Origin of the sequence: Nonomuraea zeae (assembly GCF_005889725.1) — a bacterium.
In the GTDB taxonomy this organism is placed as follows: Bacteria; Actinomycetota; Actinomycetes; order Streptosporangiales; family Streptosporangiaceae; genus Nonomuraea; species Nonomuraea zeae.
On the sequence record NZ_VCKX01000021.1, the window covers coordinates 1 to 14,123 of the forward strand.

Genomic DNA, 14,123 nt, shown 5'->3' on the forward strand with positions numbered 1-14,123 from the left:
CGGCTGGGGCGGGGACGCCGCGGCCGTGGCCGGGTCGGGGAGCACCGGCCCCTGCTCGGCCTCGGTCTCCGCCTCCGGCTCGCCGTCGTGCCACACCCCCGGGTCGTCCTCCTCCGGCGCTTCCCCGGGGCTCGACCACGGGTTGCCGGAAGGGGGGTTCCACATCTCGAAGTGCCCCCGAGCCGGAGCCGAGGCAGGAGGCTCGGACCCGCTCTTGTCCTGCTGCCACCACAACCCGGAGGGCGGCGGGGGCGGCGGCTTCTCGACGGCCTTGGCCCCGGTCGACCTGTTGGGCGGCGGGAACCGGATGGTACGCGTCAGATCCGGATCCACGGTTTGTTCCCCGTTTACCACGCCCTTGTGCTGGTCGTCCGCATTCCCCTGAGACTGTTCATCCGGCCCGCCGTGCATGCCTCACCCGTCCGCACTCCATGCGCATCAACTGCCCGCAGGACATTCCACGAATAACAACGTACATGCCGACATGTCAAGGTTGAAGATCTGATTCAATATTAGTCGGATTTAGAGACTAAAGTGACAGATGTCCGCTTTGTCCGTATTCTTCACTTGTGTGAAAAGATTGGCTCCGAGCCAGAGATCTTGGTTTGGGAAATCCGCTCCGCGGGGAGTCCAGAATTCGCCACTGGGATACTTTCGCAATTGTCTTGAGATGTTCGGCCCCTGGAGCGAGACTCAGTGGCTCCCTTACGCTTTCGTCTGTCTCAGAGAGGAAAGGTTAATGGCTCATAACAACGAGTTAGTCCCGGGTATGCCGGGGACTGTCCGAGCCGTCCAGGTTTTCATGTGGATCAGTGTGGTGCTCGGTCTCATCCTGCTGGTGGTCGGCGCCCTGAGCCTGGTCGCCGTCAGCGCCCTCGCGGGCGACCCGGAGATCGACGCGGCCTCCGAGGGCCTGCCGTCGATGGGGGTGATGTGGGTCCTGATGCTGATCTCCGCCGTCCTGGTGGTGGCGCAGCTCGTCCTGGTGATCAGGATCCCGCGCCGCCAGGCAGCCACGCGCAACGCCATCGTCTGGCTGTTCGCGATCTCCGCCGTCGTCAACATCGCCGCCGCCGTGCTGACCACCGATTACGTGTCCAACGTGATCTCCCTGCTGATCTCCCTCCTGCTCATCGGCCTGCTCATGACCGCGGACGCCAAGCGCTACTTCGCCGGCTGACCGCCGGGCCCGGCAGAGGGCCTTCGCCGCCGTTCCGGGTGGCGAAGGCCCTCTGCCGTTTCCGCCCGGTTACAGCCACCCGAGCCGCTGCGCGTTCCTGATGGCCTCCGGGCTGCTGGCGGCGTCGAGCTTGGCCATCGCGCTGCGCAGGTGGTCGCGCACGATCCCCTCGGTGAGGTGCAGCTCGGTGGCGATCCTGGCCAGCGCGGCACCGCCGCGGACGAGCCGGAGCGCGGCCCGCTCGTGCTCGGTGAGCGGGCTGTCGCTGGCCGCCATCGCGGCGGCGGCCAGCTCGGTGTCGAGGTAACGACCACCGGCGGCGACCTTGCGGATCGCCGCCGCCAGCTCCTCCGCCGAGGTGTCCTTGCCCAGGAAGCCGCCCACGCCCGCGGCCATCGCCCCGCGCAGGTAGCCGGGCCTGGGCAGGCTCGCCAGGATGACGATCCCGCACCGCCCGGCGATCTGCCGGGTGGCGGCGAGCACGTCCATGCCGGGCAGGGCGATGTCGATGACGGCGACGTCGGGCCGATGCCCCTCCACCGCCGGGGCGAGCTCGTCGGCGCTGCCGACCTGTGCGGCGACCTCGATGCCCTCTTCGAGATTGAGCAGCGCGGCCAGGGCCGCTCGGATCAGGTGCTCACCGTCGGCGAGCAGCACTCGGATGACGTCCGCCATCTACGGCTCCCACGACATGCGTACGGCCGGCGCCGGACTATGCAGGAATCCGGCGCCAGCCGTACTGAGCAGATACTACGACCCACCCGAGGCCAGTATGGTCACGCTGTCCCCCGAGTCGTCGCTCTTCGGCGTGGTTTTGTCCACGTAGGCCCGGACGGCCTGCCCGGCCCAGTCGTCCCGGACGAGCTCCTCGACCCGCCGGTCCTTCCCGCCGGGGAACAGGTGGCCGAGCACGCCGCTGTGGTAGGCCAGGGCGAGCAGGGTGACCGTGCGGGCGTCGGGCTTCCCGCCGCGGATCGCCCTGCCGAGCCGCTCCTTGAGCCGGCGGACCGGCTCGGGGTCGTCGTGGCCGTGCCGCTCGACCGGGATCAGGCCCAGCATCCGGGACTTCCGGGCCTTGAACGCGCCTCTTTCCGAGAGCCGCTGCAGGTAGTGCCGCCTTTTGCGGACGGGATTGATCATGATCAGCCACCGGCTGGGCGGCAGCGTCTTGCCCACCTTGACCAGCCTGGCCAGCACGGCGTCCAGCTCGGGGTCGCCGACCGGCCGCCTGTCCACCACGGCCAGCCCGGTGCCGCGCAGCTGCACCTTCCCGAGCGCGGCCAGCTCGGCCAGCTCGGCGGCCGTGAGACTGATGTTCAGCACATTGTTGGGGATCAGCTGCTTGCCGTCGGTCTCCCGGTGAGCGAGCAGGATGAGCTCTTCCGCGAATGCCAGCTGTTCAGTGGACATACCGTGAGTGTCACTCCGGCCCGGCGAACCGCGTAGACGTTGATGTCATCGGGGCGATGTGACATCTGTCATGCGGCGCCCGTCACGGGTCAGGAAGTGACAGGTCCGGGGCCGCGCACCCCGCTTCACGTGCGGTTCCCGCCCTGGAAGCTTCGAGGAAGCCGGGAGGAAGCCGCTGTTGTTACCTTTGCCCGCAGCACCTCCGAGTTGCTCGGTCCGAGCAGCTCCGCGCCACGGTCGCCGACAGACGGGGGAACGATGACGGCGCTGAAGAACGAGGCAACGGACACGGCCAAGGGGTGGATGGCCCCGATCGATCTGGATCGGGTGCCCGGCGTCGAGGAGTTCCTCGGCCGGCTCGGCCTCGGCCGCTTCGACCGGGAGACCCTGGTGGCGCCCATCGGCCGCAACGAAGTGTGGGCGGGCCGGACGGACAGTGGCCGGAAGGTCTTCGTCAAGCGTCTGATCGGGGGAGACGACGCGAAGCCGAGGCTGAGGCGCATCCTCGCCTTCGAGCGGTTCAAGGCGGCCAGGCCGCCGCTGGCCGAGCGGCTCAGCACCCCGCTCTTCCTGGGCGAGGACGAAGCCGCCGGGCTCGTGGCCTTCGAGTTCATGGACGAGGCCAGGAACGGCGCCGAAGCCATGATCGAGGAGTCGTTCGGCGACGAGCTGGCCGGGCACGTGGGCGAGGCGATCGGCCATCTCCACAACGCCGTGCCACAGGACGGCGACGAGCTGGACGACGGCCCCTTCCCGCTGCCTGACCTGCAGCTCCTGCGCGGGTTGCCGCTGGAGGTGTGGCAGAACCTGAGCTACGGCGAGATGGAGAGCTGGAGCATCCTGCACGGCGACCCCGAGCTCATGCGCGGCATCCACGCGCTGTGCGAGCGGGAGAGCCGGGCGCCCAGGGTCCCCGTCCACGGCGACTTCCGGGTCGACCAGCTGCTGCTGCCGGACTCCGGCGGCTTCCAGATCACCGACTGGGAGGACTTCCGGCTCGGCGACCCGGCCCGCGACGTCGGCGCCTTCGCCGGCGAATGGCTCTTCCGCTCGATCCTGGACATCGTCAGCGCGCGCGGCGACGAGGTGGTCTTCGAGGCGGCCGAGTTCACGCACGAGATGGTCCTCCAGCGCGGCGCCGAGAAGATCGAGCGGCTGCAGCCTCGCATCCACGCCTTCTGGCAGGGCTACCGGGCCGTCAGGACGGGGCTCGACGACGACTTCGCGGTGCGCGCCACGGCGTTCGCCGGCTGGCACATGATGGACCGCCTGCTGGCCTCGGGGGCGCGCTCGGGCAAGCTCTCCGGCATCCAGCGCGCCGCCGCCGGCATCGGCCGCACCGCGCTGCTCAGGCCCGCCCGCTTCACGATCGCCCTGGGTTTGGAGGATGAATGAGCGTCACTGACGTGGCGGTCCCGGACGGGATCGCCCCGGTGCTGGACGCGGTGAGCGTCGACATCGACCGGCTGCGCGCGAGCGTCGCCGACGTGACGGTCGAGGCCGACAGCTCCGCCGAGCTCGCGGTGAAGCTCTCCCAGGCCCTGTACGAGGTCCTGCACACCGGGCGGCGTACGGAAGGCGGCGGCGGGCTGCCGTTCCACCTGCGGGAGCGGGAGTTCGAGCGGGCCCTGGCCGAGCAGGTGCCCCATGACTTCACGGTCGCGGAAGGCGTGATCGCCGAGGCGTTCCCCGCTGACGCGGCGGAGGACGCGAAGGTCCTGGTCGTGTGCGCCGGCCCGCGGGTCTGGGTGCCGCGCGACCGGATCCGGGAGCAGCCCCCGCTCACGCCGGGCCAGCGGGTCAACGTCGCGCTGTCCCCGCTGCGGCCGGCGCTCTCGCCGGGCTTCTTCTTCGTGCACGGCTCGGTGCCGAGCGACATGCGCGGCGACACCCTGCGCGTCTACGTGAACCTGGCGGACCCGGAGCAGGCCCCGGCCGTATGGCACCTGGTCCTGTCCCACCTGGAGGAGCGGCAGGCGGAGTACCGCGCGAAGGTGCTGTCCTCGCCGCTGCTCTACCCGCGGCGCGACGCGCTCGTGGTCTATCTCGGCAAGCGCTCGCGCGGCCTCGCCGCCGGCCTGGCCGCCCTGGTGAACGGCGTGCCGGGGGTGGGAAAGGACACGTCCGCGTTCGCGCACGCCCTGGGCCCGGGAGTGGCCGTCGCGTGGGAGCCCGACGACCGCCGGCTGGTCATGAAGGGCATGAGCTTCGGCCAGCACCGCGCCGGCGTGCTCGGGCAGGCGCTCGTGGAGGCGGCCGTGGACCAGGCCCCCGCCGCCGCGGTGGTCGCCGCCCGGTTCGCAGAAGCCAACATCGACCCGTGCGACCTCGCACGGAACGGGACGTCGCCTCAGGCGATGACGGGGGGCGTCTGCACGTGCCCCCCGATATCGGATCCGGACACTCAGCTGGGAAGGAGGTGAACAGCATGACGAAGAGCACGGCCATCATGGAGCTGGTCGCGGGCTACGACTCCTACGCACAGCCGAGCGAGTTGCAGGTCTCCGCGATTTCCGACGCCCCTGAGCTGTGGTTCACGATTTGGGCCATCAGCTATGGCGTACGCGTGAGCTCCGGCAGGTGCGCCATTTGGGCCTCGGCCGCCTCCGGCGCCGTTTCCGGCTGGATTCTGGGCCGTTAAGGACCGGGATGGAGCCATCCCTGCGACGAAACGAAGGGAGGGAAAGAATGCACGATGTCGTGCGGCCGTCGAAGTCGTCGGCGATTATGGAACTCACGGCGGGCTATGACGCCTACGCCGATGCTTCCGAATTCAGTCTGTCGGCCGAATCCGAAGCGCCGGCGGCCACGCCGCTGACGATTCTCGTACTGGGCGGATTCGCCACCAGTTATGTGGTCAGCGGGATCGCCCGTAAGGCCTGGGACAGAACCTTCATCTTCGGCTGCTGAAAAACCGAGGAATAAAAGAGTGGGCAGGCGATATATGCAGGGCGCCTGCCCACGCCCGTCCGGTCCAGTTCGGCACGTCTCAAGGAAATGCATGCGAGATTCGAACGCCGACGACCTGACCGCGATGGCGGACCTGCTCACGCCGCTCGCCATCCGGGTCGCGGCCACGCTACGCCTGGCGGACCACATGGCCGCGGGGGTGACGACGGGGGCGGGCCTCGCCGAGCGGACGGGCGCCCACCCCGCGACGCTGAAGAAGCTGCTGCGCTTCCTCGTCTCGCGCGGGATCTTCCGGTGGAGCGAGGAGCGCGGCTACGAGGTGACCGAGCTCGGCGCCCCGCTGCGGGACGGCGCGCCTGACAGCGTACGCCGGCGGCTGAGCATGGACGGGCTGCTGGGCCTGGCCGAGCTGGGCCTGACCGGGTTGCTGCACACCGTGCGCACCGGCGAGCCCGGATACAAGGCGGCCTTCGGCCGGGACTTCTGGCAGGACGTGAGCGACGTCCCCGACGACGCGAACGTGCTGGCGGAGGAGGTCGTCAGCGGCCTGGAGGCGGACGGTGCGCTGATCGTGCACAGCTACGACTGGTCGGGCGTGAGCCGGGTGATGGACGTCGGGGGCGGCAACGGGACGCTGCTCATCGAGCTCGCCCGCGCCAACCCGCGCCTGCGCGGCGCCGTGCTCGACCTGCCCGGGATGGCGCGGGCCGCGGCCAAGCGCATCGAGGAGGCCGCCGTGGCCGACCGGTGCGAGGCGATCGTGGGCAGCTTCCTCGATCCGATCCCGCCGGGGTTCGACGTCTATGTGCTGTCGGCGATCCTGTGCGACTGGTCGGACGGCGACGCCATCAAGATCCTGCGCCGCTGCGGCGAGGCGGCGGGGGCGGACGGCCGCGTGCTCGTGGCCGACCGCAATCTCATCCACGATGACGACGACGCGCACGCCGCGCGGATGAACCTGCTCCTGACCGGCACCGTGCCGGCGCCCGTACGCACGCTCAAGCAGCTCAAGCGGCTCGGCGCGGCGGCGGGACTCGAGCTTACGTGGGAAGGCCCGGCCACGAGGAGACGGGCACTCCTGGAGTTCCGCGCTCATTGACCCGCACTCTCTTGGACAGGTGAGAAGTGGAAGAGCAGCCGCCGACACAGGCCGTTGACGACGAGGCTCCCGCGCAGGCCGCGGACGAGCAGGCCCCCGCGCAGAAGCTCCTGCTGTCACGCGAGATGACGGCCGGCAAGGCGAACCAGGTGGCCGCGATCGTGCTGCTCGCCCTGCTGTCCACCATCACCACGCTCGCCCTGCCGCTGATCGGCGGCGGCTTCGTCGCCGAGCTGGAGAAGGGTGGCGGCGCGGTGACCACGGCCGCGCTCTGGATGGTCGCCGTCGGCCTGGCCGCGGCGATCACCGGCACCCTGTCCGGCTACCTGCTGGCCCGGCTCGGCATCGACCTGGTCACCAAGCTGCGCGTACGCACCTTGCGGCACGCGCTCGGCCTGCCGCTGAAGATCGCCAGGCGCGAGGGGACGGGCGATCTGGCCGCCCGGCTCACCTCGGACTCCTCCCAGATCCGGGGTCTGACCGAGGTCGGGCCGCTGCAACTGCCCATGGCCGCGCTGCAGGTCGTCGCGACGCTCATCATCATGGGCGTGCTGGACTGGATCCTGCTGCTGATGACGGTCGGGTCGTTCCTGATCGCGATCATCGGGGTCGTGTTCGTCATCAAGGCGATCAGGCAGAAGTTCGAGGCGCTGCAGACGGGAGTCGGCAAGCTGTCCGACGACTTCGTCGCGACCCTGGAGGCGCTCACCGTCGTCAAGGCCCACCGTGCCGAGAGCAGGCTGGCGAAGAGCTTCTCCGAGCGGGCGCAGAACCTGGGCGGGCTCGAGAGCGCCGCCGCCCGGCTCGAGGCCATGGTGGTGCCGGTGATGACCCTGGCCCAGCAGGTCGCCCTGGTCATCGTGATCATGGGTGGTGGCGTCCGCTACGTCTCCGGCGACATCTCGCTGCCGAACCTCGTCTCGTTCCTGCTGCTCCTCCTCCAGCTCGCGGCGCCGCTGATCATGGCCATCCAGGCGACCGGCGCCATCCAGGCCGGTCTCGTGGCCAAGCAGCGCTTCGAGTCCGTGTTCTCGCTCCCGTACGAGCAGGTGGACGACGGCGCGGAGGACCGCGAGCCGGTGGCGGTGGACCCCGCCGCCCCCGCGGTCGTGCTGCACGAGGTCGGCTTCGCGTACGAGGAGGGTCAGCCGGTGCTGGAGGACGTCGGCTTCACCGTGCCGTCGAGCGGGCTGACCGCCATGGTCGGCAGGTCGGGGGCCGGCAAGACCACCGTGCTCGGCCTGATCGAGCGGTTCATGGAGCTCGACTCCGGCCGGATCTCGGTCTTCGGGCGCGAGCTGCCCGAGTGGCCGCTGTCGGACCTGCGCGGCCGGATCGCCTACGTGGACCAGTCCTTCACGCTGCTGCGCGACACCATCCGCAACAACCTGCTGCTCGGCCTCGACCGGACCGTGCCGGACGACGTGCTGCTCGACGTGCTGGAGCAGGTCGGCCTGCGCGACGAGATCGCCGCCCTGCCCCAGGGGCTGGACACGCGCATCGGCGGCGAGAGCGACCTGTCGGGCGGGCAGCGGCAGCGCCTGGCCCTGGCCGGCGTGCTGCTCAGCGACGCCAGGCTCGTGCTGCTCGACGAGCCGTCCTCGCAGCTCGACAGCCTCAACGAGGGCCGGCTCCGCGAGGTCGTCGACCGCCTGGCCGAGGACCGGGCGGTCCTGGTGGTCGCGCACCGGCTGTCCACCGTCCAGCACGCGCGCCACGTCATCCTCCTGGACCGGGGGAAGGTGCAGGCGCAGGGGACGCACGAGCGGCTGATGAGCGAGTGCGAGCCCTACGCCGAACTCGTGCGCGGCCAGATGCTGCGCCCCGTCGATTCCGTCCGGCTTTCCTGAAGTCCGGTTTCTCGAACAGGAGTGATGATGCCCAGCCTCTCTGTCTTGTTGCCGATGATGCCCGCGCGGCACGAGCAGATCCTGTCCTTCGCCGCCCTGGTGCAGTGGACGGACGCGCTGCGCCTGTGGCAGGGGCAGGCGCTGTCGCTCGACGCGCACCACAGCTTCGTCTTCGCCGCGGGCGCCGGCTTCAAGGTCCCGATGGGCACGGGCGTCTCGCTCATGCCGCTGCGGCACCCGCACGACGCCGCCGTGCACGCCCGCTCCGTGGCGGTGGCCTCCGGGCACCCGTTCGTCGCGGGGATCGGTCCCGGCGGGATCGACTTCCAGCGCAACATCGCGGGCCGCCCGTACGCCAGCCAGCTCCAGGCGGTCAGGGAGTACGTCACCGTCATGCGCGGCCTCCTGGACGGCGAGGAGGTGGACCTGGACGGGACGCATTTCACCGCCCACGACGTGCTGCCGCCCATGCCGACCCCGCCGGTGGAGATCGGCGTCGGCGTGCTGCGGCCCGGGATGGCCCGGCTGGCCGGCGAGGTCGCCGACGTCGCGATCACCTGGCTCACGCCCGCCTCCTACCTGCGCGACGTGATCGTCCCGGCGCTGGAGGAGGGCGCCAAGAAGGCCGGGCGTCCCGTGCCCCGCCTGGTGGCGATCGTGCCGATGTTCGTGGCCCAGCCCGACCGGGACCAGACCCGCCTCGTCCTGCAGTCCAACGCCGGGCACCTCATGCTGCCTCACTACGTCGACATGCTGGAGCGGTCGGGCATCGAGATCGACCCGCAGCAGCCGGTCGAGACCGTGAAGCGGCTGATCAGCGGCGGGGCGTTCCTGACCGGGACCCCGGAGGAGCTCGGCGGCCAGATCGGCGAGTTCCACGCCGCCGGGGTGGACGAGCTGGTCATCAACCTGACCGGCGTGGCCAACTCCTACGGGCCGCAGGCCGCGCTGACCGAGGCCGAGACCATCCTGAGCCAGGGCGCACCGTGACCGATCCGTCCACCTCCCCGCGGCCGGGCGCCGAGGCGTCCCGGCCGTCCGCCATGCCTGGACCGGATGCCGAGGCGTCCCGGCTGCCCGCCATGCCCGGACCGGATGCCGGGTTGTCGCGGCTGCTGCTCGTCGTGACGGGATCCCTGGCGGCGCGCAACCTGCCGTTCGCGCTGACGCTGCTGCGCGAGTCCCGGCCCGGCCTGAGCATCAGGGTGGTCGTGACGCGCAGCGCGGAGCGGTTCGTCACGCGTGCGGCGCTGGCGCCCGAGGTGGACGAGGTCATGGCGGACGAGTGGCCGGACGACGCCGCGCAGGCCCGGCACGTCGAGTGGGCGGAGTGGGCGCAGGCCGTCGTCGTCTACCCGATGACCCTGCACTTCATGGGCCGGCTGGCACTCGGCCTCGCCGACACCCCGGCGCTGCTGGCCGCCCAGTGCACGAGCGCGCTCGTCGTGCTGGCGCCGGCCCTGCCGCCCGGAGGGGTGGAGAGCGCCGCCTACCAGTCGCACTGGAGCGCCCTGCGCGAGCGCCCGAACGTGGTGCTCGTACCGCCGCGTCCCGGGATCAGCACCGCGACCGGGCGGCCGGACTCGTGGCTGTCGACGCTGGCGCAGGCGATCGAGACGGTCGACGCGCACTGGGCGGCGCACCGCGCCCGCCGGGACGCCCCGGCCGAGGACGGCACAGGGCATTTGCTGATGGAGGTGGCCGCCGAGGCCGGCGGGTTCGTGTGGCGGCGCCGGCCGGGGCGGCTCTCGCACAGCGGGTTCGCGCCCGTGGACCCCGCGCTGAACGCCAGGCTCGCCGGGCTGCTGGACGGCGCGGACGTACGGCTGGCGCCGGGGGAGCCGGACGGCGCGTTCCGCGCCTACCGCGTGGCCGGGGCGGAGTCCGCGGCGCGGATCCTGCTCCGCGACGGCCCGACCGAACAGCTCGCCCGGCTGATGCGGGGGCTCGGCCGGGCGCTGAGGGAGGTGCACACCGTCGCGCCCGGCGACGTCACCGGGCCGCCGCGCGCGCTGCGCAGGCTCGCGGAGTGGCTGGCGGGGGACTCGCGCAGCGCGCCGGCCGCCGCGGCGGGGGCGGTGCTGGCCGACCGGCTCGGAGCGAAGTCCTGGGACCTGCTGCGCGACTGGTGCGCCGAGCAGATCGCGGACCCCGGCGTCGTCCTCTCCCATGGCGCGCCGGGCCTGGGCTCGCTGGCCGTGCACCCGGCGGGCCTGGATTCCGAGGAGATGCCCGCCCCGGGGTCGCCGGACGCGGACCCGGGCGGGAGCGCCGTCGGCGAGCTGCTGATCGGCGAGGACCTGTGCGCCGCGCCCTGGTATCACGACCTGGCCTGGATCGCCGGCGAGCTCGTGGAGCTGCGCTGGCTCAACGACGGCGACCCGCGGCAGTGGCAGCGTCTGCTCGACGCGCTCTTCGAGGGCTACGGCCGGGACCTGGGCAAGGACGCGAACAGGCTGGTGGCCCTGCGCATCGTCCTGCACCTGCACGACATATCCGCTTACGTTGGGCTGGATGCCTCACTCCTGGCCACGTACGCAGGATTCCTTGATTTTCTGGTCAATCTCGATGGAGGATCGCCGCATGCCCGGAATTCATAGGCGGACGCTGGCGAACGGGCTGAAGCTGCTGGTGGCGCCGGTCGCCGGCACCTCGCGGGCAGCCGTCGCCGTCCACTACCGCGTGGGCTTCCGGGTCGAGCCGCCGGGCATGGAGGGCTTCGCCCACCTCTTCGAGCACCTGATGTTCGTGGGCAGCCAGAGCCTGCCCGACGGCGCGTTCTTCAACCACGTGAGTGACACCGCCGGCGCGGCGAGCGGGCGCACGCACCAGGACTACACGGAGTTCTACCAGGTGGTGCCGCGCTCGGCGCTGGAGCAGGCGCTGTTCAGCGAGGCCGACCGGATGCGCGCCCCGAGATTCACGCAGGAGGCGCTGACCGGGCAGCTCGCCGGCGTCGCCGCCGAGATCCGCGAGATGATCGTCGAACGGCCCTACGGCGGCATGCCATGGCCCCACATGGCGGGCCTGCTCTACACGTCGTTCGCCAACGCGCACGACGGCTACGGTGACCCCGACCAGCTGAAGCAGGCGACGCTGGAGGACTGCGCCGAGTTCTTCGCCCGCTACTACACGCCGGGCAACGCGGTGGTCACCGTGACCGGCGACGTCGATCCCGACGAGGTGGCGGCGTACGTGGAGCGCCACTTCGGCGACATCCCGGCCCGCGCGGCCGCCCCGCAGCCCGACCTGACCGAGCCCGGGTTCTTCATGGACCAGACCGCCTCCTTCACCGAGCCGGGGATCCCGGCCACCGCGATCACCATGGGGCAGTGGCTGCCCGACCCGGCCACCGATCTGAGCGGCTACCTGGCCCACGCCGTCCTGGCCCGGGTGATGGCCCGGCAGATCACCCCGGACGGGACGTCCGCGGTCAGCACGAGCTGCGGGTTCTTCGGCCCGCTCGACGCCCGCGCCCCGGACGCGCTGCTGCTGACCGTCCTCGTGCCGCCGTCCACGCCGTCCGTGCAGATGGTCGGAGCCATCCGTACGCAGTGGGGCATGTGGTCGAAGGGCGACATCTCCGAGGAGGTGTCCGCGGCCGTCAACGAGCTCGTGTCCGAGCACCACCGCGACCACGACGACATCGAGACGCGCTGCCGCGCCCTCGGCCGCCTGGAGATCCTCTTCGACCGGGCCGAGCTGCTCGACGAGCTGCCCGAGCGGTACGCCGAGGTGACCCCGGCGCAGGTCGCCAGGGCGGCGGCGCGGCTGCACGGCGCGGCCTGCGCGGTCATGACGATCGAGCCGGGCCGCAGGCGGACGCGGCCCAAGCCGGGCCACACCGCACGGGCCGGACGAGAGCCCGCCGAGACCTTCACGATCCCTGAGCCGGTGGACGGGCCGCGAAGCGTGCCGCCGCGTGCCGAGCAGCCCCGCCCCGTGCTGGGCGAGCACGTGGAGACCGTGTTCGGCAACGGCCTGCGGGCCATCGCCGTCCGCGCGGGCAGCGCGCCCGTGGTGGAGCTCCGCCTCCGCCTGCCCGCCGGTCCCGCGGGCTGGCGTCGTCCGGACCACATGGAGCTCCTGGCACACGTCCTCGGCCGCCGTGCCCGCGTGGGCCTGCACGGCCACGGCGCGGGCGGCGAGCTGACCGTCAGGACGGACGGCCAGTGGCTCGACTTCTCCGGGTACGCCAGGACGGACGGGCTGGACGCGTGGCTCGCCGTCCTGTCGGAGGTCCTCACGCCGTTCGCGATGACCGAGCCCCTGTCGCTGGGCCGCTCGCTGCTGCGCGGCCGGACGCCGGGGCGGATCGCCGACGACGGGCTGCGCGCGTACCTGCTGGGGCCCGCGACGGCGGAGCCGGCCGGGCTCGCCGACGTGCACAGGACCGTGATCGTGCCCGGCGGCGCCTCGCTCGTCGCCGTGGGCGACGCCGACCCCGTACAACTGCTCGCCCGGCTGGAGGGCGCGCTGGAACGGTGGCAGGGGCCGGCGCAGCCGGTGCCCGCCGTCACCGCCGCCGAGGGCGGGGTCCTGCTCGTCCCCAGGGAAGACCTGTCGAACATCCTGGTGACCTTCAGCGCTCCCGAGCCGCCCGACGGCCCGAACGACGTGGCCCGCTATCTCGCCACCGGCGTGCTCGGCCGCTACCGCCGCAACCGCTCGATCCGCGACGCGCCCGGCACCACCGGCCTGGGGCCCAGCGGCTACGAGGCGTTCCTCGGCCGGGACCTCTTCACCGGCTTCCCGCGGGCCTACATCCAGCTGATGCGGCCGAAGGAGCAGGTGCCGGAGGTGTTCACCGAGGTGCTCGACCGGCTGCCCGAGCTCACGGCCGCGCCGCCCGACCCCGCCGAGCTCGACCTGACCAGGGAGTACTGCGTCCTGGAGATGCTGTGGGGACTGGACTCGCCCGCGAAGATCGCCGATCTCGTACGCGTCGGCTTCTCCTTCGGCCAGGGCGCCGGCCTGCTCACCCGGCTGTACGACCGCCTCGGCGAGATCACCGCCGACGAGGTCGTGGAGGCGGCGGTCAGCACGTACGGCCGGATGCCCCTGCCGAGCATGGTCGTCGGCGACATCGAGGCGGACTGGCTGTCGGACGAGATCGAGCGCGAGGTCACCGAGATGGAGGGAGTGTGAGCGTGGCGCAGAAGGCCGGGCCGGCCGGAGCGGCCGGGGCGGTACGCCTGAGGCCGCCCAGGAACGCCGTGCACCGCCGGGCGATCACGATGTGGACCACCAGGTCCGCCGTGGGGTACGGGCTGGTGGCACTGGTGTTCGTGGCCCTGGCGGTGTTCGTCGACGGAGCGGGCACCGTTTTCGCGGTGCTGGCGTTCCTGACGGTGCTGGCCGGCGCCTGCTACGCGATCGTGGTGCCGCGCTGGCGCTACGGCGTGCACCGCTGGGAGGTGACCGAGGATGCCGTCTACACCAGCTCCGGCTGGCTGTGGCATCAGTACCGGGTGGCGCCGATGTCGCGCATCCAGACGGTGGACACCATGCGAGGCCCGTTCTACCAGCTCTTCAAGCTGTCGGCGGTGACCGTCACCACGGCGTCGGCGATGGGCCCGCTGCGGATCGACGGCCTGGACGAGGAGTTCGCCAGGGACCTGGTCGAAAAGCTCAACAGGGTGACCCAGACGACCCCCGGGGACGCGACGTGACG

13 protein-coding genes and 1 pseudogene are annotated in these 14,123 nt (G+C 71.6%); 11 read left to right on the forward strand and 3 right to left on the reverse strand.

The features are described 5' to 3' along the window. A pseudogene (locus ETD85_RS09540) lies at positions 1 to 333 on the reverse strand (hypothetical protein); the annotation flags it as partial. A gap of 469 nt (positions 334 to 802) precedes the next feature. Between ETD85_RS09540 and ETD85_RS09545 the strand changes: the two are divergent. Continuing rightward, a complete protein-coding gene (locus ETD85_RS09545; RefSeq protein ID WP_138689264.1) occupies positions 803 to 1,180 on the forward strand; it encodes a hypothetical protein in 378 nt (125 codons plus the stop codon). 69 nt (positions 1,181 to 1,249) lie between these two features. Here ETD85_RS09545 and ETD85_RS09550 read toward each other — a convergent pair whose 3' ends face one another. Then, a complete protein-coding gene (locus ETD85_RS09550; protein ID WP_138689265.1) occupies positions 1,250 to 1,855 on the reverse strand; it encodes a response regulator transcription factor in 606 nt (201 codons plus the stop codon). A gap of 75 nt (positions 1,856 to 1,930) precedes the next feature. After that, complete coding sequence (locus ETD85_RS09555) at positions 1,931 to 2,590, reverse strand: GOLPH3/VPS74 family protein (RefSeq protein ID WP_138689266.1); 660 nt, start codon at positions 2,588 to 2,590, stop codon at positions 1,931 to 1,933. Positions 2,591 to 2,848: 258 nt separating this feature from the next. Between ETD85_RS09555 and lxmK the strand changes: the two genes are divergently transcribed. The 10 genes from lxmK to ETD85_RS09600 all read left to right on the forward strand — a co-directional run bounded on the left by lxmK (position 2,849) and on the right by ETD85_RS09600 (position 14,121). Then, positions 2,849 to 3,985 (forward strand): class V lanthionine synthetase subunit LxmK, encoded by a 1,137-nt coding sequence (gene lxmK, locus ETD85_RS09560; RefSeq protein ID WP_138689267.1) that lies wholly within the window; start codon positions 2,849 to 2,851, stop codon positions 3,983 to 3,985. Beyond that, a complete protein-coding gene (locus ETD85_RS09565) occupies positions 3,982 to 5,013 on the forward strand; it encodes a T3SS effector HopA1 family protein (RefSeq protein WP_138689268.1) in 1,032 nt (343 codons plus the stop codon). Before lxmK ends, ETD85_RS09565 begins: the two co-directional genes overlap by 4 nt. Positions 5,014 to 5,018: 5 nt before the next feature. After that, the gene (locus tag ETD85_RS63010) at positions 5,019 to 5,231 is read left to right on the forward strand and encodes a hypothetical protein (RefSeq protein WP_170246596.1); all 213 of its coding nucleotides are present in this window, start codon (positions 5,019 to 5,021) and stop codon (positions 5,229 to 5,231) included. A gap of 47 nt (positions 5,232 to 5,278) precedes the next feature. Further along, complete coding sequence (locus ETD85_RS09570; RefSeq protein WP_138689269.1) at positions 5,279 to 5,500, forward strand: LxmA leader domain family RiPP; 222 nt, start codon at positions 5,279 to 5,281, stop codon at positions 5,498 to 5,500. A gap of 91 nt (positions 5,501 to 5,591) precedes the next feature. Beyond that, positions 5,592 to 6,599 (forward strand): methyltransferase, encoded by a 1,008-nt coding sequence (locus tag ETD85_RS09575; RefSeq protein WP_138689270.1) that lies wholly within the window; start codon positions 5,592 to 5,594, stop codon positions 6,597 to 6,599. Between the two features lie 26 nt (positions 6,600 to 6,625). After that, positions 6,626 to 8,449 (forward strand): ABC transporter ATP-binding protein, encoded by a 1,824-nt coding sequence (locus tag ETD85_RS09580; protein WP_206058207.1) that lies wholly within the window; start codon positions 6,626 to 6,628, stop codon positions 8,447 to 8,449. Positions 8,450 to 8,503: 54 nt separating this feature from the next. After that, a complete protein-coding gene (locus ETD85_RS09585) occupies positions 8,504 to 9,439 on the forward strand; it encodes an LLM class flavin-dependent oxidoreductase (RefSeq protein WP_240779061.1) in 936 nt (311 codons plus the stop codon). Then, positions 9,436 to 11,049, forward strand: coding sequence for a flavoprotein (locus ETD85_RS09590; RefSeq protein WP_138689271.1), 1,614 nt, complete (start codon positions 9,436 to 9,438; stop codon positions 11,047 to 11,049). The genes ETD85_RS09585 and ETD85_RS09590 overlap by 4 nt, the downstream gene beginning before the upstream one ends. Beyond that, a complete protein-coding gene (locus tag ETD85_RS09595; RefSeq protein ID WP_170246597.1) occupies positions 11,033 to 13,597 on the forward strand; it encodes a M16 family metallopeptidase in 2,565 nt (854 codons plus the stop codon). Before ETD85_RS09590 ends, ETD85_RS09595 begins: the two co-directional genes overlap by 17 nt. After that, the gene (locus ETD85_RS09600) at positions 13,594 to 14,121 is read left to right on the forward strand and encodes a PH domain-containing protein (RefSeq protein WP_240779056.1); all 528 of its coding nucleotides are present in this window, start codon (positions 13,594 to 13,596) and stop codon (positions 14,119 to 14,121) included. Before ETD85_RS09595 ends, ETD85_RS09600 begins: the two co-directional genes overlap by 4 nt. Positions 14,122 to 14,123: the final 2 nt, after the last annotated feature.